At 69.5% G+C, this 19,236-nt stretch carries 22 protein-coding genes; 6 read left to right on the forward strand and 16 right to left on the reverse strand.

Annotated elements, in window-relative coordinates; genetic code table 11:
• Positions 1–262 precede the first annotated feature (262 nt).
• The 3 genes from KPL78_RS16445 to KPL78_RS16455 all read right to left on the reverse strand — a co-directional run bounded on the left by KPL78_RS16445 (position 263) and on the right by KPL78_RS16455 (position 3,748).
• The gene (locus KPL78_RS16445) at positions 263–1,423 is read right to left on the reverse strand and encodes a dihydrodipicolinate synthase family protein (protein WP_219764058.1); all 1,161 of its coding nucleotides are present in this window, start codon (positions 1,421–1,423) and stop codon (positions 263–265) included.
• Between the two features lie 100 nt (positions 1,424–1,523).
• Positions 1,524–2,678 carry a Gfo/Idh/MocA family protein gene (locus KPL78_RS16450; RefSeq protein ID WP_219764059.1) on the reverse strand — a complete coding sequence of 385 codons (1,155 nt, stop codon included), beginning with the start codon at positions 2,676–2,678 and terminating at the stop codon, positions 1,524–1,526.
• 11 nt (positions 2,679–2,689) lie between these two features.
• Positions 2,690–3,748: a dihydrodipicolinate synthase family protein gene (locus KPL78_RS16455; protein WP_219764060.1), complete on the reverse strand. Its 1,059-nt coding sequence runs from the start codon at positions 3,746–3,748 to the stop codon at positions 2,690–2,692.
• A gap of 29 nt (positions 3,749–3,777) precedes the next feature.
• Here KPL78_RS16455 and KPL78_RS30840 point away from each other — a divergent pair, with 29 nt between their 5' ends.
• Both KPL78_RS30840 and KPL78_RS30845 read left to right on the forward strand, forming a co-directional pair.
• The gene (locus KPL78_RS30840; RefSeq protein WP_369412768.1) at positions 3,778–4,239 is read left to right on the forward strand and encodes a LysE family translocator; all 462 of its coding nucleotides are present in this window, start codon (positions 3,778–3,780) and stop codon (positions 4,237–4,239) included.
• Complete coding sequence (locus KPL78_RS30845) at positions 4,191–4,499, forward strand: LysE family transporter (RefSeq protein ID WP_219764061.1); 309 nt, start codon at positions 4,191–4,193, stop codon at positions 4,497–4,499. The genes KPL78_RS30840 and KPL78_RS30845 overlap by 49 nt, the downstream gene beginning before the upstream one ends.
• Before the next feature lie 97 nt (positions 4,500–4,596).
• On the opposite strand, the gene rpsO is transcribed toward KPL78_RS30845, so the two are convergent.
• Positions 4,597–4,866 carry a 30S ribosomal protein S15 gene (rpsO, locus tag KPL78_RS16465; RefSeq protein ID WP_219764062.1) on the reverse strand — a complete coding sequence of 90 codons (270 nt, stop codon included), beginning with the start codon at positions 4,864–4,866 and terminating at the stop codon, positions 4,597–4,599.
• Positions 4,867–4,892: 26 nt separating this feature from the next.
• Positions 4,893–5,849, reverse strand: coding sequence for a tRNA pseudouridine(55) synthase TruB (gene truB / locus KPL78_RS16470; RefSeq protein ID WP_219764063.1), 957 nt, complete (start codon positions 5,847–5,849; stop codon positions 4,893–4,895).
• Positions 5,850–5,926: 77 nt separating this feature from the next.
• Here truB and KPL78_RS16475 point away from each other — a divergent pair, with 77 nt between their 5' ends.
• Positions 5,927–6,154 (forward strand): hypothetical protein, encoded by a 228-nt coding sequence (locus KPL78_RS16475; protein ID WP_219764064.1) that lies wholly within the window; start codon positions 5,927–5,929, stop codon positions 6,152–6,154.
• 51 nt (positions 6,155–6,205) lie between these two features.
• Here the strand turns inward: KPL78_RS16475 and KPL78_RS16480 are convergent, their stop codons facing one another.
• From KPL78_RS16480 to rimP, 6 genes are all read right to left on the reverse strand, one after another.
• Positions 6,206–6,589, reverse strand: a complete 384-nt coding sequence (locus KPL78_RS16480) for an acyl-CoA thioesterase (protein WP_219764065.1) — start codon at positions 6,587–6,589, stop codon at positions 6,206–6,208.
• Complete coding sequence (gene rbfA, locus KPL78_RS16485; protein ID WP_219764066.1) at positions 6,586–6,990, reverse strand: 30S ribosome-binding factor RbfA; 405 nt, start codon at positions 6,988–6,990, stop codon at positions 6,586–6,588. Before rbfA ends, KPL78_RS16480 begins: the two co-directional genes overlap by 4 nt.
• Before the next feature lie 205 nt (positions 6,991–7,195).
• Positions 7,196–9,904, reverse strand: coding sequence for a translation initiation factor IF-2 (infB, locus tag KPL78_RS16490; RefSeq protein WP_219764067.1), 2,709 nt, complete (start codon positions 9,902–9,904; stop codon positions 7,196–7,198).
• A 59-nt stretch (positions 9,905–9,963) separates the two neighbouring features.
• Entirely contained in the window at positions 9,964–10,584 is a 621-nt protein-coding gene (locus KPL78_RS16495; protein ID WP_219764068.1) for an RNA-binding protein, read from the reverse strand.
• The gene (gene nusA / locus KPL78_RS16500; RefSeq protein ID WP_219764156.1) at positions 10,568–12,112 is read right to left on the reverse strand and encodes a transcription termination factor NusA; all 1,545 of its coding nucleotides are present in this window, start codon (positions 12,110–12,112) and stop codon (positions 10,568–10,570) included. Before nusA ends, KPL78_RS16495 begins: the two co-directional genes overlap by 17 nt.
• Positions 12,113–12,131: 19 nt before the next feature.
• On the reverse strand, positions 12,132–12,659 hold the full coding sequence (gene rimP / locus KPL78_RS16505) for a ribosome maturation factor RimP (RefSeq protein WP_219764069.1): 528 nt from the start codon (positions 12,657–12,659) through the stop codon (positions 12,132–12,134).
• Between the two features lie 149 nt (positions 12,660–12,808).
• On the opposite strand from rimP, the gene KPL78_RS16510 reads away from it, so the two are divergent.
• Both KPL78_RS16510 and KPL78_RS16515 read left to right on the forward strand, forming a co-directional pair.
• Positions 12,809–13,408 (forward strand): YceI family protein, encoded by a 600-nt coding sequence (locus KPL78_RS16510; RefSeq protein ID WP_219764070.1) that lies wholly within the window; start codon positions 12,809–12,811, stop codon positions 13,406–13,408.
• Positions 13,386–13,937, forward strand: coding sequence for a cytochrome b (locus tag KPL78_RS16515; protein ID WP_219764071.1), 552 nt, complete (start codon positions 13,386–13,388; stop codon positions 13,935–13,937). The genes KPL78_RS16510 and KPL78_RS16515 overlap by 23 nt, the downstream gene beginning before the upstream one ends.
• A 43-nt stretch (positions 13,938–13,980) precedes the next feature.
• Here the strand turns inward: KPL78_RS16515 and KPL78_RS16520 are convergent, their stop codons facing one another.
• Positions 13,981–15,588, reverse strand: a complete 1,608-nt coding sequence (locus KPL78_RS16520) for an ABC transporter substrate-binding protein (RefSeq protein ID WP_219764072.1) — start codon at positions 15,586–15,588, stop codon at positions 13,981–13,983.
• A gap of 239 nt (positions 15,589–15,827) precedes the next feature.
• A complete protein-coding gene (locus tag KPL78_RS16525) occupies positions 15,828–16,790 on the reverse strand; it encodes an AraC family transcriptional regulator (protein WP_219764073.1) in 963 nt (320 codons plus the stop codon).
• Between the two features lie 363 nt (positions 16,791–17,153).
• Between KPL78_RS16525 and KPL78_RS16530 the strand changes: the two genes are divergently transcribed.
• Positions 17,154–17,441: a Hint domain-containing protein gene (locus tag KPL78_RS16530; RefSeq protein WP_219764074.1), complete on the forward strand. Its 288-nt coding sequence runs from the start codon at positions 17,154–17,156 to the stop codon at positions 17,439–17,441.
• Between the two features lie 19 nt (positions 17,442–17,460).
• On the opposite strand, the gene KPL78_RS16535 is transcribed toward KPL78_RS16530, so the two are convergent.
• From KPL78_RS16535 to KPL78_RS16545, 3 genes are read right to left on the reverse strand one after another with little or no spacing between them, the layout of a single operon-like run.
• Positions 17,461–18,219, reverse strand: a complete 759-nt coding sequence (locus KPL78_RS16535) for an SDR family NAD(P)-dependent oxidoreductase (RefSeq protein WP_219764075.1) — start codon at positions 18,217–18,219, stop codon at positions 17,461–17,463.
• Positions 18,210–18,929 (reverse strand): tRNA (guanine(46)-N(7))-methyltransferase TrmB, encoded by a 720-nt coding sequence (trmB, locus tag KPL78_RS16540; RefSeq protein WP_219764076.1) that lies wholly within the window; start codon positions 18,927–18,929, stop codon positions 18,210–18,212. Before trmB ends, KPL78_RS16535 begins: the two co-directional genes overlap by 10 nt.
• Positions 18,926–19,222: a YciI family protein gene (locus tag KPL78_RS16545; protein WP_219764077.1), complete on the reverse strand. Its 297-nt coding sequence runs from the start codon at positions 19,220–19,222 to the stop codon at positions 18,926–18,928. Before KPL78_RS16545 ends, trmB begins: the two co-directional genes overlap by 4 nt.
• Positions 19,223–19,236 lie beyond the last annotated feature (14 nt).

Genomic DNA, 19,236 nt, shown 5'->3' on the forward strand with positions numbered 1-19,236 from the left:
AACCTCAAGCTGGTATCGGGCAGGAGGTCGGGGGTGAGATGGGAAGGGGCCGCCGTGCCCTGCGTCCAGGAATCATTCTGGCGGTGGGCATGGAGCTGCCGCGCAAGCGCGATCATGCCCGGAGCGCCCCAGATCAGGCATTGGTCTCCAGAGGCCATTCGGCCGACGGGTCCCCATTGGCGTCGCTTTGCAACGTCAGTGGGTTCCCGGGCGGAGGAGGTTCGGAGGGGGCGGAGGCCCCGCCGTCCGCGTGTGGGCGTCATCACGCCACCCCGTGCACTGCGAGCAGCGCCTTCATCCGCGACACCGCCATTTCCGGATCGCGCAGCAGCCCCGCCTTGTCGGCGAGACGGAAGAGTTCCGAGAAGTGCCGAATCGACCGCGTCGATTGCTGCCCGCCCACCATCACGAAGTGGTCCTGGTGCCCGTTCAGCCAGGCCATGAACACCACGCCGGTTTTGTAGAAGCGCGTTGGCGCCTTGAAGATATGGCGCGACAGCGGGACGGTCGGGGCTAGAATCTCGTGGAAGGTCGAGAGGTCATTGCGCGACAGCGCGGCAAGGGCGCCGCCGACCGCGGGAGCGATCGGGTCGAAGATGCCGAGCAGCGCGTCGGAATGGCCGTGCTCGTCGCCAGCGATGAGTTCGGCGTAGTTGAAGTCGTCGCCCGTGTACATGCGCACGCCGCGGGGCAGGCGGCGGCGCATCGCGATCTCCTTCTTGTCGTCCAGAAGGGAGATCTTCACGCCATCGACCTTGTCGGCATGGGCGGTGATGACGGCGAGCGCCGTCTCCATCGCCGCCATGTGGTCGTGGTTGCCCCAGTAACCTTCGAGGGCGGGGTCGAACATCTCGCCGAGCCAGTGGATGATCACCGGCTGCTTCACCTGGGACAGGATGCGGCCATAGACGCGCTCGTAATCCGCAGGCGACTTCGCCGCCTTGGCGAGGGCGCGGGAGGCCATGAGGATGATGCGCCCGCCCATCGCCTCGACGGCTTCGCACTGTTCCTCATAGGCGCGGATCACGTCGTCCACCGTCACGTCCGGGCCGGGCGCCAGGTGATCGGTGCCGGCGCCGGAGGCCATGACCGCGCCGGGATGGTCCTGCATCGCGTCGAGCGAGCGGCGGATGAGTTCCTGCGCGCCGACCCAGTCGAGGCCCATGCCACGCTGCGCGGTGTCCATGGCTTCGGCGACGCCGAGGCCGAGCGACCAGAGATGCTTGCGGAAGGCGATGGTGCGGTCCCAGTCGATCTTCACGTCGAGCCAGGGATCCTGCTCGGCGAGGGCATCGGCGACGACATGCGCGGCACCCAGCGCGATGCGCGGAAAGGGCGGCGTGGCCTTCGGGAAGTCGCGCGGCGGGCTGGTAGTGAAGGGCTCCAGCGCGCCGTTTCCGTTTGGCAGGGTGATCGTCGGCATGTGCGGCCTCCTTTGGTGATCCGATTCAGACCTCCGCGCCATTCCCCGAGGTCCCTCGAAGCTGCGCTCCTTGGGGTCGGTTGGCGCCGCGGTCGTCGGATCACACCTCCAGCTTCGGAAGATCGATCCAGCGGCGCTCGGCCCAGGACTTCAGGCCGGCCTCGGCGAGCTGCACGCCCTTGGCACCCGCCAGCAGGTTCCATGGGTAGTCGGGGCGTTCCCCGGCGACGTGCTTGAGGAATTCCTCCCACTGCACGCGGAAGCCGTTCGGGAAGTCGGTGGTGGTCGGCACTTCCTGCCAGCCGGCGAAGAAGTCGATGGTCTGCGGCTGGTCAGGGTTCCACACCGGCTTCGGCGTCGCCACGCGCGACTGCGTCCAGCACTTGTGCAGGCCGCAGATGGCCGAGCCATGCGTGCCATCCACCTGAAAGGTCACCAGGTCGTCGCGCCGCACGCGCGTGACCCAGGAGGAGTTGATGTGCGCGATCGCCCCGCCTTCGAGCTGGAAGGTCGCATAGGCCGCGTCGTCGGCATCCGCCTTGTAGGGCTTGCCGTCCTCCCCGATGCGCTCGGGGATATGCACGGCGCCGAGGCAGGAGACCGCCTCCACATTGCCGAACAGATTGTCCAGCACGTAGCGCCAGTGGCAGAGCATATCGAGGATGATGCCGCCGCCCTCGGCCTTCTTGTAGTTCCAGGACGGGCGCTGGGCGGGCTGCAGGTCGCCCTCGAACACCCAGTAGCCGAACTCGCCCTTCACCGAGCAGATACGCCCGAGGAAGCCGCTGTCGATCACCATCTTCAGCTTGCGCAGGCCGGGCAGGAAGAGCTTGTCCTGCACCACGCCGTTCTTGATGCCCTTGACCTTCGCCAGCTTCGCGACGTTCAGCGCGTCTTCCAGCGTGTCGGCGGTCGGCTTCTCGCAATAGATGTGCTTTCCGGCGTTGATCGCCTTGGTCAGCAGGCCGGCGCGCATCTGCGTCGTCGCGGCGTCGAAGAAGATCTCGTCCTTCGGGTCGGCCAGGCAGGCGTCGAGGTCGGTGCTGACGCGGGCAATGTTGTGCGCCTTGGCCAGCGCGTCCAGCTTCGCCTTGTTGCGGCCGACGATGATCGGATCGGGCATCAGCGTGTCGCCGTTGGCGAGCTTCACCCCGCCATCGGCGCGGATCGCGGCGATGGAGCGGATCAGGTGCTGGTTCATCCCCATCCGGCCGGTGACGCCGTTCATGATGAGGCCGATGCGGCGTTCCGCCATGGTCGTGATCCCTACGAGAGCCAGCGATGAAGGTTGTCGCGGATGAAGCCGTCATCCGTCAGCAGCGGGTAGCGTTCGGCGACCTGCGTCAGCAGCTCGGCCTGGTCGGGCGACAGCGCCTCGTGCTCGTCCAGGCACCAGATGCCCTCGAGCAGGCCCTGGCGGCGCAGCACCTCATGACAGCCGGCAATGACGCCGTGGAAGTCGTTGGCGACATCGAAGACGGCCGCATTCATCTCGGTGACCGCGGCATCCAGCGCGAGGAGGTCGGTCGGCACATGGTTCTCCCGCGCCGCGTCCCGGCAGCGAGCCTGGATCTGCACTGCGCTGCGAGTCCAGACCGACCAGTGACCAAGCAGACCACCGACGATGCGCATGGTGACGTGCCGCCCCTCATGCGTCAGCCGGAAGGGCGTGAGCAGGTCCGCGACGATATGGTCGTCGTTACCCGTGTAGAGCGCGACGCGCTTTTCGGCCCCCGCCTCCAGCACACCGCGCAGCACGTCGAGCGTGGCGTAGCGGTTGAAGGGCGCGATCTTGATGGCGGCGACGTTCGGCATGGCCGCGAAGCGCCGCCAGAAGGAGACGGGCAGCCGCACGCCACCGACCGCGGGCTGGAGGTAGAAGCCGAACAGCGGCATCTCAGCCGCGACGGCCTCGCAATGCGCGATGATCTCGTCTTCCGACGCACCCTTCCAGGCGGCCAGCGAGAGCAGAACGGCATGATAGCCGAGCGCACGCGCGAGCTTCGCCTCGGCCACCGCCTGCGCGGTCTTGCCGATGGCGCCGGCGACGAGGATCGGGCTGTCACTGCGCTCGGCCGCGGCCTCGGCCGCGATGCGCAGCACGGGTTCGTACATGCCGAGGTCGCGGATCGCGAATTGCGTCGTGTGGACCCCGACCGCGAGGCCGCCTGCGCCGGCATCGAGGTAGTAGCGCGACAGCGCCTTCTGCCGCTTCGGGTCGAGTGTCCGTTGCGCCGTCAGCGCCAGCGGATGGGCCGGGATGGCGCATCCTTCGGCGAGCTTTGCGGCCAGCCCTGCCGGCCAATCCCCGCGTGTCAGACCCACGCCTGTTTCCCCCGGATTGAAGTAACCATATGGTTACTTACGCGAGCACGCCGCAAGGGTCAAGCGAGGGCCAGCGTTCTTGGGAGCCCCCCACTGTCGTTGCAGAGAACGGTCGCCATGCCCGATGTCAGCCGGCTTGCCCTCTACATCGCCGCGGCCTTCCTGCTCGCGGTCACGCCCGGACCGGGCATCTTCTACGTCGCGGCCCGGACGCTGGCGGGCGGCCGGAGGGGGTCGCCTCCAGCGTTGGCACGGGCCTGGGCGGGAAGGTGCATGTCGTCGCGGGCGGACGCGGCGTATTCGCCATCGTGCTGGCCAGTGCCAAACTGTTTGGCAGGCTGAAGCTCGCGCGCGCGGCCTATCTGGTCTGGATCGGGCTGCGCACCATCAGGGCCGCGCGCCACCACGCCGCCGGGTGTTGGCCGGCGGTGCGGCACCGCCGGTGGGCGCCCGCCACGCCTTCCGCGAAGGCGCGCCGGTCGAGGCCCTGAGCCCCAAGACCGCCGCGTTCTTGCTGGCCTTCGCCCCGCAATTCGTCGATCCGGTGCAGGGGCCGGTCGCGATGCGATTCGTGGTGCCGGGCGTGGTCTCGGTGGCGCCGAACACGCTGGCCGGTGTGGTGGTCGGCTTCGTGGCGGGCCGCCTGCGTGACGCCGCCGCCCGCCCGAGCCTGGTCCGTCGCTTGCGAGAAGCCTCCGGCGCGGCGATGGTCGCCCTCGGCCTCGCCCTGACGAGACGGCCGGCAGCCTGACCCCCTTCAACGCCAAAACCCGCCACGGCGCAGGGTGCGCTGGGCGGGTTCCAGGCGAGACATTCGGGATCGGAGGGGCGCGGCCCCTCCGCCACGATCAGCGGCGCAGGCTCAGCCGGCCGATCAGGGTCTCGTAGCGCTTCTGGTCCTTGCGCTTCAGGTAGTCCAGCAGGCCACGGCGCTGGCCGACCAGGACGAGCAGGCCGCGGCGCGAGTGGAAGTCCTTCGCGTGCGTCTTGAGGTGCTCGGTCAGGTTCGAGATGCGCTCGGACAGGATGGCGACCTGGACCTCGGGGCTGCCCGTGTCGTTCGGGCCGGTCGCATAGTCCTTGATCAGCGCCTGGCGGCGCTCCGCAGTGATCGACATCGTGCGTATTCCTTACAGGAAGGGGTTCAGGAACCGCCCTGGCCCAGCCACCGCTCCGGCTTCAGCAAGCCGTCCTCGAAGCGGGCGAGACCCATCAGGCGCCCCCCCGCCATCGCCCTGGCCAGGCCCCCATCGGGGTTGGCCTCGCGCGGAACCCGGCCCATTAGCTCGACCAGCGGGATGGGCTGGCCGAAGGATAGGCGGGCGGTCTCGGCTTCAGTGAGGGCCAGCGCCGGGATGTCGGCCAGCGCGGTCGTCACCGGAAGCAGAAGATCCGGGGAAGGGGGCGGGGTATCGCCGGAAACGGCGATCCTGTCCAGCGGAACCGCATCCTTCTCGAGGAAGGGTCCGACCCGCATCCGGCGCAGGGCTGCGATATGCCCCACCGAACCGCAGGCTTTGGCGATGTCCCGCGCCAGGGAGCGCATGTACACGCCCTTGCCGGATTCCACGAAGAACACCGCCGTATCGGCATCCGGGCGCTCGATCAGTTCGAAGCGATCGACGCGGGCTGGACGCGGGGCGAGTTCCACCTGCTCGCCCGCGCGGGCGAGGTCATAGGCGCGCTCGCCTGCCACCTTGATGGCGGAATAGATCGGCGGAACCTGCATGATGTCGCCGATGAAGGCCGGCAGCGCCGTACGGATCTGGTCGTCGGTCGGCCGGACGTCACTGGTGCCGATCACGGCGCCATCCGCATCGTCGGAATCCCGCGCCTCGCCCAGCTTCAACGTGAAGCGGTACTGCTTCGTGCCGTCCATCACATAGGGCACGGTCTTGGTCGCGGCGCCGAAGGCGATGGGCAGGACGCCGGTCGCCAGCGGGTCCAGCGTCCCGCCATGCCCGCACTTCTGCGCCTGGAAGCTGCGCTTGCAGATGGCGACGACATCGGTGCTGCCGATCGCGGTCGGCTTGTCGATGATCAGCCAGCCGTCGATCGGGCGGCCCTTCGGCTTGCGGTGGCGTTGGCGGTGCTGGGCCATGAAACGTTCCGTAGCGTGTCGATCGGGATGGCGCGAGGCTCGTCGCGAAGACGGTTGGTCAGCGGTGGAGGCTGCCGGTGGATGAAAGCGAGGAGGACAAGGAATACCCCCTCTGGGGACGGATCCTGATCGCCGTGTCGATGCTCGGCCTCGGCGCCATGGCCGGCGGGCTGATCGGCGAGACCTGGATGGGTGCGGTCTGGGGCACGATCCTCGCGTCACCCGTCGCGCTGCTGGGCTTCGTCGCCCCCGCGGCGCTCGGTTGGGTGATGGTCGTGCTGGAACTGTTCAGTTGCGTCTCCTGAAGGCGTAGGGCCGCGCGCCTATAACCGCTGCGGCGCCCGGAGAGAAGGCGATCACGTCGGATCGACCGACCGCTTCCGTCCGGCTTCGTCCAGCGCGACGAAGGTGAAGGTGGCCTGGGTGACGCGCGCGGCTTCCTCGCTGGTGCGATCGCGGCGCCAGGCCTCGACATGCACGCGGATCGAGGTTCGGCCGACACTCAGCAGCGTTCCGTAGAGACTCACTTCATCCCCCACCGCGACCGGCAGGTGGAAGGACATGGCGTCCACCGCCACCGTCGCAACGCGGCCGCGCGCGCGGCGCAGCGCGACTGAGGCGCCCGCCTGGTCCATATGCGCCATCAGCCAGCCGCCGAAGATGTCCCCGGCCGGGTTGGCGTCGGCCGGCATGGCGATGACGCGGATCTGCGGCGGATCCTCGGGCGGGATATCGGTCATTCTTCGGTCTCAGGCTTGGTGTCGAGGTCGCGCTGCACTTCGGGGCGGTGCAGCACCTCATTGATGTGCATCGCATAGCCGAGCGCCGTGTCGGGCTGGAAGTGAAGATCCGGCGCGTATTTCAGCCGGACCGCGTGCGAGACCTCCCGCCGCAGGAAGGGCGAGACGCGCTTCAGGGCGGCGAGCTGCGCCTCGGTCAGGTCGCGGCCCAGCGCCGCGACGAAGGCCGTCATGTGCTTCAGGTCGGGCGAGGCGCGGACCTCGGTGACCGTGACATGCACACCGTGCAGGTCGGGGTCGCGGAATTCCTCGCGCGCGAAGACGGCGGAAAGGGCGTGGCGGACTTCCTCTGCGACGCGGAGCATGCGCTGGGAAGGGGCGGCGGGATGGGACTTCTTCATTGCTTCTTCCTCGGCGGTGGGAGGCGGAGGGGCTCTGCCCCTCCACGCCACCCCGGCAAAGGCCGAAAGGCCTTTGCAAACCAATACTTGGCGCCGGGCACCTGGACTACAGCAAAGACGCCGGACGCGCTATGCGCCCGGCGTCAATTCAAGGTGTCCAGAGGCCTTTCGGTCTTTGGTGGGGAGGGGCAAAGCCCCTCTCCGATCAGGCCGCCGCGACGGTCTCCACCTCGTAGCACTCGATCTGGTCGCTCACGCGGATGTCGTCGTAGTTCGCGAAGGACATGCCGCATTCGAGGCCGTTGTTCACCTCGCGCACATCGTCCTTGAAGCGCCGCAGGGTGGACAGTTCGCCCTGGTGGATCACCACGCCGTCGCGCAGCAGGCGCACGCCCGCACCGCGCTTCACCACGCCTTCCGTCACGCGGCAGCCCGCCACCTTGCCGATCTTCTTGACCTCGAAGACCTGCAGGATCTGCGCGTAGCCGAGGAACTTCTCGCGCTGCACCGGGGCAAGCTTGCCCTTGTAGAGCTTCTCGATGTCGTCGGCGACTTCGTAGATGATCGAGTAGTAGCGGATGTCGACGCCTTCCTTCGCCGCCAGGTCGCGCGCCTGGGACGTGGCGCGGACGTTGAAGGCGACGATGACGGCATCCGACGCCTTGGCGAGCTGGATGTCGGATTCGGTGATCTGGCCCACCGCGGAGTGCAGCACGCGGACCTTCACCTCGTCATTGCCGAGCTTGCCGAGGGTGACGCCGATCGCCTCGGCGGACCCCTGCACGTCGGCCTTCACGACGACGGCGACTTCCTTCTGCTCGCCCGCCTGAATACGGGCCAGCATGTCGTTCAGGCTGCCGCGCGCGCCGAGCGCCGCAGTCGCCTTCTCGCGCGCCCGGCGCTGGCGGAATTCGCTGACTTCGCGGGCGCGGGCCTCGTTCTCGACCGCGATGAAGTTGTCGCCGGCCGAAGGCACGCCCGACAGGCCGAGGATCTCCACAGGCAGAGACGGCGGCGCGTCCTTGAGCTGGCGGCCCTTGTCGTCGAGCATCGCGCGCACGCGGCCCCATTCGGCGCCGGCCACCACGATGTCGCCCTGCTTCAGCGTGCCCTTCTGGACCAGCACCGTGGCCACGGGGCCGCGGCCGCGATCGAGCTTGGATTCGATCACGGTGCCTTCCGCCGCGCGGTTCGGATTGGCCTTCAGGTCGAGCACCTCGGCCTGCAGCGAGATCGCCTCGAGCAGCTTGTCGAGGTTGATGCGCTGCGTCGCGGAGACCTCGATCTCCTGCGTGTCGCCACCGAGGGATTCCACCACCACCTCGTGCTGCAGCAGTTCCTGCTTCACGCGGTCGGGCTTCACGCCGGGCTTGTCGATCTTGTTCACCGCGACGATCAGCGGCACGCCCGCCGCCTTGGCGTGGCGGATGGCCTCAATCGTCTGCGGCATGACGCCGTCATCGGCGGCGACCACCAGCACGACCATATCCGTCACCGACGCGCCACGGGCGCGCATGGCGGTGAAGGCCTCGTGGCCCGGCGTGTCGATGAAGGTGACCTTCGACCCGTCCGGCACGGTGATCTGGTAGGCGCCGATATGCTGCGTGATGCCGCCCGCCTCGTGCGCCACCACGTCGGTCTTGCGCAGCGCGTCCAGCAGGCTGGTCTTGCCGTGGTCGACATGGCCCATGATGGTCACGACGGGCGGCCGCGGCTGGAGGTCGGTATCGGTATCCTCCATGCCTTCCAGGCCGATCTCGACGTCGGATTCGCTCACGCGCCTCACGCGGTGGCCGAACTCCTGGACCACCAGCTCGGCGGTGTCGGCGTCGATCGACTGGGTCAGCGTCGCCATTACGCCCATGCGGAACAGCGCCTTCACCACCTCGCCGCCACGGGCGGCCATGCGGTTCGCGAGTTCCTGGACGGTGATCGCCTCAGGCACGACGACGTCGCGCACCACGCGCTCGGCACCCGAACGCAGGCGCGCGAGTTCCTGCTGCCGCCGCTCACGGTCGCGGGCGCGACGCAGGGACGCGATGGAGCGGCTGCGCTCATCCTCGCCCTCGATCGCGGCCTGGACGTCGATCCGGCCTTCGCGGCGACGGTCATTCGACGGCGCAGCCTTCTTGACCGGCACCGGCATGGGCCGGCGGCCGGGGCCGCTCGGCGGGCCGCCGGGGCGGCGCACGGCGGGGCGGCGCTCATCCTCGTCCTCGCCCGGCGAGCGGGCCTTCAGGGTCAGGCGGGCCGCCGGCGTATCGCCATCGGGTTTGCGGGCTGCCGGGGCCGGGCTGCCGGCAGGCCGGGCGGCCGGACGCGCAGCCGGGGTCGCGGCAGCTGCCGGGGCCGACGAGGGGGCAGCCACCTTGCGGGCCTGTTCCTCTGCCTTGGTGCGGGCGGCGGCCTCGGCGGCAGCGCGCGCCTCTTCCTCGGCGCGGGCGGCGGCCTCCTCGGCGGCGCGGCGCTCCTCTTCCGCCTTGCGGGCGGCCTCCTCGGCGGCCGAGCGCACCATCAGGGCCTGGCGTTCGCGCTCCTCGCGCTGGCGCTGAGCTTCGGCGCGGCGGTTTTCCTCCAGCACGCGCTGGCGGACCGCGATCTCGGCCTGGGTCAGCGGCCGCCCGGGGGTGGACAGGCGCGGGCCGCTGTTGGGCGGTGGCACGGTGCGCGACTGCTGCGCCCCCTGGCCGCCGGACGGGGCCGGGCCACGCGGCGGCGGCGCGGTGACACCCGCCTTGGGCGGTGGTGCCACAACGCGCTTCTTCACCACCTCGACCTGGACCGTCTTGCTGCGGCCATGGCTGAAGGATTGCCGCACACTGCCGGCATCCACCGTCTTGCCGAGCTCAAGCCGTCCGCCGGGCCGAAGGCTCAGCCTGCTCTTGCCCGCGTCCTGCTCGTTCTGGTCGCTCATTCGCCGATCCGAACCCGATCCCTCAAGAAATCCAAAGCCGCCACGAACGTTGCGGCCCCTTACGCATCACCGGGCGAAGTGCCGGCGAACCCTGCCAGCCGCTCCGCCTCGGCCCGGATGGCATCCGCCAGCCGACCCGGGGCGACCACGACATGTACGGCGTGGTCACGCCCGAAAACCCCACCCAACTCCGCCGCGGACAGCGGCAACACGGCCGGAAGGTCCCGTCCGCCGAAGCGCGCGCGCTCGGCTGGGCTGCCATCCGCGGCCTGAACCAGCAGTCCCGCGCGCCCGGCCTGAAGCCATTCGCGCGCCGCCTGCCAGCCCGAAACGGCCTGTCCCGCCCGCCGGGCCAAGCCCAGAAGGTCGCGGACACGACCGCGAAGACCGTCCTCGATCCGCGCGCGAAGGTCGGAGGGAAGCGTCACCTGCCCACGCGCGGCCCGATTGAAGGCCCCGCGGCTCAGCGCGGTTTCTAGCACATCGCTTCGCGCGCTCAACCACATTCCCCGACCCGGCAGTTTTCCTGTCAGATCGGGAACGACTTCCCGCCCAGGACCCAGCACGAAGCGGATCATCCGCTCCTTCGGCTGGACCTCGCGCGTCGCGATGCAGCGGCGGAGGGGGCCCTTCTCGGGCTCATCCTCCTCCGGCGCATCGGCATCACTCGTTGCCGTCACCTTCGCCGGCGTCCTCTTCCTCGCCGAGCCAGCCGGCGCGACGGCGCGCCTCCATGACGATGGCGTTGGCCGTTTCCTCGTCCAGCACCTCGGTCCCCAGGATCTCGATCAGCTCATCGCCAGCCAAGTCCGCCAGATCCTCAAGGCCCTTCACGCCCTTCTCACCCAGCGCGACCATCATCTGCGGCGAGAAGCCGCCGATCTCGGACAGCACGTCGTCCACGCCCATCTCGCGCCGCTTCTCGTCCAGCTCGGTGTCGCGCTTGTCGATGAAGGTCTGGGCGCGGCGCTTGAGCTCCGTGGCCACACTCTCGTCGAAGCCCTCGATGCCGGCGAGTTCCTCGTCCTCGACCGTGACGATGTCCTCGATGGTGGTGAAGCCTTCCTGCACCAGCAGGCCGGCGATCACGTCATCGACGTCCAGCGCTTCGACGAACAGGCCGGTGCGCTTGCGGAATTCCTCCTGCCGACGCTCGGATTCCTCGGCCTCGGTCAGGATGTCGATATCGTAGCGGGTGAGCTGCGATGCAAGACGGACATTCTGGCCGCGGCGGCCGATCGCGAGCGAAAGCTGGTCGTCGGGGACCACCACCTCGCAGCGCTTGCCGTCCTCATCCAGCACGACCTTGGACACCTCGGCCGGGGCCAGGGCGTTCACGATGAAGGTCGCGAAATCGGGCGACCAGGGGATGATGTCGATCTTCTCGCCCTGGAGTTCAGCCACCACCGCCTGCACGCGTGAACCGCGCATGCCGACGCAGGCGCCGACCGGGTCGATGCTGCTGTCGCGGCTGATCACCGCCATCTTGGCGCGGGACCCGGGGTCGCGGGCGACCGCCTTGATCTCGATGATGCCGTCGTAGATCTCGGGCACTTCCTGGGCGAACAGCTTCGCGAGGAAGCCCGGATGGGTGCGGGAGAGGAAGATCTGCGGCCCGCGCGGTTCCTCGCGCACGTCATAGATATAGGCGCGGACCCGGTCGCCGTTGCGGAACGCCTCGCGGGGGATGGTCTCGTCGCGGCGCAGCAGGGCCTCGGCGCGGCCGAGATCGACCATCAGGTTCCCGTACTCGGTCCGCTTGACGATGCCGTTGATGATCTCGCCGACGCGGTCCTTGTATTCGTTGAACTGCTTGCCGCGCTCGACCTCGCGCACGCGCTGGACGATCACCTGCTTGGCGGTCTGCGCGGCGATGCGGCCGAAATCGATCGGCGGCAGCGGGTCGACGATGAATTCGCCCACCTGGATGCCGGGCTTGATCTTCTGGGCGATGCGGACCGGGATCTGGGTCGCCTCGTTCTCGACCGGCTCGGCCTCGACCACCTCGGTCCAGCGGGACAGGCGAACCTCGCCGTTCTTGCGGTCGATGACGGCGCGGATGTCCTTCTCGTGCCCGTATTTGGCGCGGCCGGCCTTCTGGATGGCCTGCTCCATCGCCTCGAGCACCTCGTCGCGCTCGATCATCTTCTCGCGTGCGACGGCGTCGGCGACCTGGAGCAGTTCGGGGCGGGCGATGGCAACGTCCATGGCCATATTGCCTATCCTCTCAGTTGGGCGTCTGGGGTGCCGCGGTGGCGGCGATCAATTCGTCGGTCAGGACCAGCTTGGCCTTGCGGATATTGTCGCGGCGGAAGGCGATTTCGGTGCCGTCTTCCAGCTTCAGCCGCGCGACATCCGCATCCGCGCCGAGCGCGATGCCGCGGAAGCGCTTGCGCCCGTCCTGCGGGATGGCGAGTTCCAGCGTCGCCACATGCCCTGCGAAGCGGTTCCAATCCTTGGCCCGGGTCAGCGGCCGGTCGATGCCGGCCGAGGAGACCTCCAGCGTCCATGCGGACTTGATCGGGTCGGCCACGTCCAGCACGGCGCCGACGGCATGGCTGATCGCCTCGCAATCGTCGACGGTGAAGATGGCACCATCCGCCCGGTCGGCCATGATCTGGACGGTCGGGGTTTCCTTGCCGGAGACCTGGACGCGCACCAGCTCATAGCCCAGATGGCCGAGCGTCGGCAGGATAGCGTCAGCGATGCGGGCTTCGAGCCCCTCATGCCGGGGCAGGTCGTCAGTCTCGTTCAAGCAACAAAAAAGGCGGCCCCTTGCAAGGCCACCCCCCGTAAAGCCGGATGGAATGTCTGGCCACGTTATGGCCCTTCGGTGAACACTATGCAAGCGTGCTTGCAGCGGCGCTGCGGCGACACCATTCCGGGGCGTGGAGAATCTCAGCTATGACACACCCCATCCCGATGCCGATCGGACGTCGCGCCCTGGCCGGGGGGCTCGTCGCCCTGGCGGCCGGGCCGGCCCGCGCCGAGACGCGGAAGCGCTACAGCTTCGACCAGAAGAGCGGGACGCTGGAGTTCACCGCCCGGCATCTCGGCATCCTGACCTCGACCGGCAAGTTCGACGATTTCATGGCCGAGCTGCTGATCGACCCGGACCGGCCGCTGACGTCGCATGTCTCGGCCACAGTCCGCACCGCGGCGATCGACATCGCCTATCCGGGCGCGGTCGACCTGCTGCGCTCCCCCGACTTCTTCGATGTCGAGACATACCCCGAGGCCCGCTTCACCGGCGCTGCGACGGGGCAGGGCAGCCTGGAACGCTTCACCCTGGCGGGCGACCTGACCATCCGCGGCATCACCAGGCCCTTCCGGATGGAGGCGCGGCTGCTTGGACGCCAGCGCGACGCCACGCTGGGCGGCGACGTCGCGAATTTCTCCGCCGAGGGGGACATGAAGCGGTCGGAATACGGGATGGTATCGGATGCGGCCTCGATCTCCGACACCATCCGCCTGAGCGTCCGTGTCCGCATCCTCCTCACCTGACGGCTGGAGCCGGGCGCAGCGCTGGCTGCACTGGACGGTGGCGGCGCTGGTCTTCACCGGCTTCGTGGTCGGGCTGGTCATGGTGGCGCTGCCGCTGACCCAGCTTCTCGCGAAGATCATCGCCTATCAGGTGCACAAGACAATCGGGCTGCTGGTGCCGCCGCTGGTGCTGTGGCGGCTGATCCTGCGGGCGCGCCGCGGCCGCCCGGCCGAGGATGACGGCATCCCCGTCTGGCAGCGCCGCGCGGCGGGCGCCGGGCACGCCGCGCTCTACGCCCTGCTGATGGTGGTGCCGGTGCTGGGCTACGTGACCGCCAGCACGGCGCCGGGGCAGATCCCGACGACGCTGTTCCTGCTGATCCCGGTGCCGCATCTGCTGCCACCCGATGCAGCGGCGTATGAGGCGCTGCGGGCCGTGCACCGGACCCTCGCCTGGACGCTGGTGATCCTGGCCCTCGGCCACGGGGGCATGGCCATCGTGCATCACTGGCGCGGCCGCCCGACGCTGCGGCTGATGCTGGGCCGTTGACGTGGCCGGGGCGGGGGCGCGACCGCCCTCGCCCCGGCCGGCATCACCCCACCCGGATCGGCGTCACGTCCTGCATCCAGGATTGCGCCTGGACAAAGCCGGACAGGCGCTTCGACAGGCCGCGCGGGTTCACGTCGTGCACCACCCAGATCCACATCGCCTGGTCCACCAGATGGCCATGCAGCTCGGCCAGCACCGCGTCCTGCGCCGCGGTGTCGAAGGTCTGGCGGGCCTTCAGGCACAGCTCATCCGTCTTCGCGTCGCTGTAGCCGCCCCAGTTGAAGCCAGAACCGCCGGCCGCCGCGCTCTGCGCCGGCCCGAGCAGCCCGATATCCGGGTCCCAGAAGGCCCAGGAATTGTTGATGCCGTGCAGGCCGCGATTCTCGGGTGCGGCAGCACCGGCCCGGCGGCGGGTGCGCAGCGCCTCCCAGTCCATCACCTCGAATTCCAGCTCGATGCCGACGTCGCGGTAGTTCTGCTGGATCAGCTCGTTCATCGGCAGCGGCTGCATCTGCCCCGAGCCCGAGGGCGAGATGATGAACTTCGTCTTCACCGGGTTGCGCGGGCCGAAGCCGGCCTCGGCCAGCAGCCGCTTCGCGCGGTCGGGGTCATAGGACAGGTCCACGGTCGGCCGGCCGAACCAGGGATGACCTTCATTGACCATGCCCTTGGCCGGCAGGGCCATGCCGCCCAGCATCGCGACCATCGCCGCCCGGTCGATCGCCATGTTCGCCGCCTGGCGCACGCGCAGGTCGCGGAACGGGCTGTCTGGCGTGAAGGACAGATGGTGGCACCAGATATGCGGATAGGCGTTGGTGACGACGTTATGCCCGGCGGCGCGGATGCGCGGCGCGGCGTCCGGTGGCGGCGCCTCGACGAAATCCACCTGGTTGGACAGCAACGCTGAAACGCGCGTCAGCGCATCCGGGATCGGGACCAGAACCAGCCGTTCATGCTTCGGCGCCCGGCTGGGGTCCCAGTAGTTCGGGTTGCGCACCGCCTCGAGCCGTTCCCGCGGCACGAAGCGATCGACCATGTAGGGGCCGGTGCCCGAAGGCCGTTCGGCGACGCGGTCCCAGTTGTTCCCGAGCTCGGCATAGCGCGCGGGCGAGGAATAGAAGACGTTCGCCATGTTGTAGGGGAAGATCGCGTCGACCGACTTGGTCTCGATCTCGATGGTCCGCGCGTCCTTCACGCGCCAGCGCGCGATGTTGGCGGTGTAGAGCCCCGCCTGCGCGGCCTGCAGCCGGTCGAAATGCGGCGCGTCGCGGTCGACCAGCTTGGCGAGGTTCCAGGCCACCGCATTGGCGTCGAAGGCGCTGCCGTCATGGAAGCGCACGCCATCGCGCAGGTTGAAGGTCCAGACCTTCTTCGTCGCATCGTCGACCGCCCAGCGTTCGGCGAGCCCCGGCCGCAGCGTGGCGGCCCGGTCGGATTTCGACAGATCCCAGGCGATCAGCGGGTCGTAGATGTTGATGCCGACGAAGCGCAGACCTTCGGCGCCCTGGCTGGGCTGCCCGGTGGTCAGCGGGATGTCGCCCGCCGTCATGCCGATGCGCAGGGTGCCGGTCGGCGCCGGCTGGGCAGTGGCGGCGGCGAAGGGCGCGGCGGCGAGCGCGGCGGCGCCCGCGAAAAGGTCACGGCGATGCAAGGCGGGGTTCTCCGCTGCGTGAAGCCGTGTGAATCCCTGGCGCATTGTTGCGGCGCAGCATGGCGGGGCGGGCCGCGACACGCAAGGCGCGCCGACCTGCTCGGAGCCTCTTTGGACACGCGCCGTGCGGCGCATTGCCGGGTCCGGTACCGGCCGCACCCCCCACTCCCCATTCAGGATACTGCCGTTGGATGGCCGGTTGGGAGTGCGGGCCGAAGCCGGACGTTTCAAATGGTCTGTCAGCCCTTGCGGCGTGCGGAGGCGAGCGTGGCTGACGGCGTCTCGCCGAAGCGCGCCCGATAGCTCGCGGCAAAGCGGCCGAGATGCATCGCGCCGCACTCATAGGCGATGGAGGCCACGGTCTCCGAAGGCCTGGCATTCATCAGCCGGTCGCGCGCGGCGTCCAGCCGGCAGATCGCCAGGAAGTCGCGCGGCGTGGTCCCGCGGTAGCGGCGGAAGCCGGCCTGCAGGGCGCGCATGCTGACGCCGAGCTCACCAGCAAGATCGGCGATCGAGATCGCATCCTCGAAGCGCGCGCGCAGGGCGGCTTCCGCACGATGCACCTGCGCAAGCCCGGCCACGGAGACGGGTTGTGCGGCCACCTTGGCGACAGCCAGGCAATCGTCCAGCAGCAGGTCCATCAGCAGGCGCACCATCCCCCGCGCGACGCGCGAGGTCGGTGCCAGCGCCTCCTCGGCATCGAGTTCCTGCACGATCAGCCGCAGGGTGCGGGACAGGCGACGGGAGGGCTGGGTGGGCCAATACAGGTCAGGGCGCCAGGCCTGGTCGGCCGCGCCGATGCCGGCATGGGCCGCGAGCCGCGCCATCGGCACCTGCAGCACGAGCCCGAGATAGGGGCCGGGGATGATCGTGGTGCGCCGCCCGGGGCGCATCAGGGCCGCATCATCGCCCTGCACCGCGAAGTCCCGCCCCTTGTCGGTGGTCCCGAGCAGCCCGTCCCAGGCCAGCAGCATGGTCGCGTTGCCATGGTCGACCGGCCAGACGCGATGCCCCGTCGTCTGCACCGCACTGAGCCGGATGCCATCCAGCAGCACGGAATTCGTGGCCATGTGGAACCGGTCCGGATCGCCGATGGCCTCATAGCCCTCCACGGAGGGGAACAGCATGGCGGTGTCGCGCGCCGCCTTGACGGACCGCGTGGAGAAGACCGGGTAGCGATGCAGCGGGAGGGCGGTGGCCATGACGGGCTGCGGTCCATGCGGCAGATGCGAAACAATATCACGCTACACGGCTTTCGCGGGAGCACAGCCAAACATGCATCGCGCCACGCTCAAGCATTGGTGAGAATGAGCGCCGAAGACGCGGACGCCCGATCGAGCGGCAGGACCCCGCGCGAGGTCCGCTCCACCACACTGCGCAAAGTGGATAGGGTGCGCTCCGCGTCCCGGATCGCGGATCCTGCGGTGCCGTTGCCATCGTGATGAATAACGTAGCGGCGTTGCGTAACCCGCTTCGGGGCCACTTTGCGCCAGGGCAGTGATGCTCCACAGGCTTTGGCGCCGGTGGCGAAGCAGTCCAGACGGGAGCGCTTTTCATCGCGCGGCATGACCGCCGTCGAGCTCGGCCAGACCTTCACCGTCTATCAGATCGAAACGGCGGACCACGAGCTGATCCTCGCCGAGGGCCTGCCCGCCGAGACCTTCGTCGACAACGTCCCGCGCAGCCGCTTCGACAATGCCGCGGAATACGACGCGCTGTTCGGCGGCACCGACACCGCGATCCGGGAAATGGACCGGCCTCGCGCCGCCAGCGCCCGCCAGGTGCCCGCCGCCATCCACGACCGGATCGCGGCCATCGCGGCCGCGCGCATGCCGGAACCGAAGGCCGCCTGATCCGGTCGGCCTGCTGTCCTCAGGGCGGCAGGCGCAGCGCGGAATCGAGCCGGATCGTCGTACCGTTCAGCAACGGGTTCGCGCAAATGGCCAGCACCATGCGCGCGAACTCCTCCGGCAGGCCGAGCCGCGCGGGGAAGGGCGGCAGCGCCCGGATCGCGGCCTGCGCGGCCTCGGGCAGGCCGGCGAGCATCGGCGTCTCGAACAGGCCCGGCGCGATGGTCACCACGCGGATGCCGGACTTCGCCAGTTCGCGGGCCGCCGGCAGAGTCAGCCCCATCACCCCGGCCTTGGACGCCGCATAGGCGCATTGGCCGATCTGCCCGTCCTCGCCGGCGATGGACGCCGTGTTGACGATGACGCCGCGTTCCTTATCGGGCGCCGTCGGGTCCAGCGCCTGCATGCGCTGCGCTGCCAGCCGCAGGACGTTGAAGGTGCCGACGAGGTTCACCCGCAGCGCGCGTTCGAACAGCGCCAGGTCATGGGCGCCGTTGCGGCCGACCACGCGGGCAGCGGGTGCGATGCCGGCACAGTTCACCACCAGGCGCAGCGGGCCGAGGCCCGAGGCGGCTTCGAGCGCCGTCGCGACATCGGCCTCGCTGGCGACGTCGCCGGCGACGGGCGTGGCCTCACAGCGTTCAGCGAGCGCGGCGAGGCCCTCGGCATTCAGGTCCATGGCCACGACCTGCGCGCCGGCGGCGGCGAGTGCCTCGGCCGTCGCGGCGCCAAGGCCGGACCCCGCGCCGGTGACAAGGGCGGATGCGCCGGTCAGCTCCATGGCGTGTCGCTCCTGACGAAGGTCCAATAGTGCGGCGTGCGACCCTCGCGGATCGCCTTGGCTTCATAGCGCGTCGGATGCCAGCCGGCGGGGCGTTCCGCGGTGACGAGGCTCGCACGCGTGAAGAAGGGCTGGTCGGCGAAGACCTCCTCGACCCAGGCCTGATAGGTTGGGTCGTCGCTCGCGATGCGCCATTCCGCGCCGGGGCACAGCACGCGGGCGACCGGGGCCAGCATGGCGGCGTGGACGAAGCGCCGCTTGGCGTGCCGCGCCTTGGGCCAGGGATCGGGGAACATCAGATAGAGGCGATCGAGGCTCGCCTCCGGCAGCAGCGCGACCAGATGGCGCGCATCCTCGGGCCAGAGGCGCAGCCGGTCGGGGACGCCGGCGCTCGCTTCCTCGCCTTCCGGGACGATGCGCGTCAGCAGGGAACACAGGCCGTTCTCGAAGACCTCGGAGGCGATCAGGCCGACCTGCGGGTTCGCCGCGGACAGGGCCAGGGCATGCTCGCCGCCGCCGAAGCCGATCTCGAGCCAGAGCGCCTCGGCGCCCGGGAAGATCACCTGGGGATGCGCCGCTTCCGCCGCGGTCAGCCGGAAGCGCGGCAGGGCGAGGTCGAGGAGCCGTTCCTGCCGCGGCCGCAGTGGATGTCCGCGGCGGCGGCCATAGAGACGGTCGGGAATGCCCTCGGGGAGGATGGTATGGGTCATCGGTGCAGCAGGGTGGGCATCGGGTCGATGCGGTGACCGAAGCCGAGCCCAGCGGCCAGCACCGGGTCCGCCGCGACCAGCGCGGCGGCGGCTTCGAAGGTTTCGGCCTGCAGGATGCCAAGGCCGAAGGCGCCGTCCGGCGCGAAGACCGGACCGACAGCGATCGCCGTGCCGGCCGCGACCTGTTCGGCCCAATAGGCGCCGTGGCGGGCCATCGCGGCCTGTTCCTCCGGCGTCATGGCGGCCGGGAAATCCGGGCGTGGCGCGATCAGGCGGTAGCAGAAATAGGGCATGGAGGCCTCGCCAC

This window comes from Roseomonas alba (genome assembly GCF_019430885.1).
GTDB classification, from domain to species: domain Bacteria; phylum Pseudomonadota; class Alphaproteobacteria; order Acetobacterales; family Acetobacteraceae; genus Neoroseomonas; species Neoroseomonas alba.

Excerpts from the sequence above, each read along its gene's own strand:
- KPL78_RS16445 (WP_219764058.1), bottom strand. The coding sequence starts at position 1,423 with ATGCCGACGATCACCCTGCCAAACGGAAACGGCGCGCTGGAGCCCTTC.
- KPL78_RS16450 (WP_219764059.1), bottom strand. The coding sequence starts at position 2,678 with ATGGCGGAACGCCGCATCGGCCTCATCATGAACGGCGTCACCGGCCGG.
- KPL78_RS30840 (WP_369412768.1), top strand. The coding sequence starts at position 3,778 with ATGGTTACTTACGCGAGCACGCCGCAAGGGTCAAGCGAGGGCCAGCGT.
- rpsO (WP_219764062.1), bottom strand. The coding sequence starts at position 4,866 with ATGTCGATCACTGCGGAGCGCCGCCAGGCGCTGATCAAGGACTATGCG.
- truB (WP_219764063.1), bottom strand. The coding sequence starts at position 5,849 with ATGGCCCAGCACCGCCAACGCCACCGCAAGCCGAAGGGCCGCCCGATC.
- KPL78_RS16480 (WP_219764065.1), bottom strand. The coding sequence starts at position 6,589 with ATGACCGATATCCCGCCCGAGGATCCGCCGCAGATCCGCGTCATCGCC.
- rbfA (WP_219764066.1), bottom strand. The coding sequence starts at position 6,990 with ATGAAGAAGTCCCATCCCGCCGCCCCTTCCCAGCGCATGCTCCGCGTC.
- infB (WP_219764067.1), bottom strand. The coding sequence starts at position 9,904 with ATGAGCGACCAGAACGAGCAGGACGCGGGCAAGAGCAGGCTGAGCCTT.
- nusA (WP_219764156.1), bottom strand. The coding sequence starts at position 12,112 with ATGGACGTTGCCATCGCCCGCCCCGAACTGCTCCAGGTCGCCGACGCC.
- KPL78_RS16510 (WP_219764070.1), top strand. The coding sequence starts at position 12,809 with ATGACACACCCCATCCCGATGCCGATCGGACGTCGCGCCCTGGCCGGG.
- KPL78_RS16525 (WP_219764073.1), bottom strand. The coding sequence starts at position 16,790 with ATGGCCACCGCCCTCCCGCTGCATCGCTACCCGGTCTTCTCCACGCGG.
- KPL78_RS16530 (WP_219764074.1), top strand. The coding sequence starts at position 17,154 with ATGACCGCCGTCGAGCTCGGCCAGACCTTCACCGTCTATCAGATCGAA.
- KPL78_RS16535 (WP_219764075.1), bottom strand. The coding sequence starts at position 18,219 with ATGGAGCTGACCGGCGCATCCGCCCTTGTCACCGGCGCGGGGTCCGGC.
- trmB (WP_219764076.1), bottom strand. The coding sequence starts at position 18,929 with ATGACCCATACCATCCTCCCCGAGGGCATTCCCGACCGTCTCTATGGC.
- KPL78_RS16545 (WP_219764077.1), bottom strand. The coding sequence starts at position 19,222 with ATGCCCTATTTCTGCTACCGCCTGATCGCGCCACGCCCGGATTTCCCG.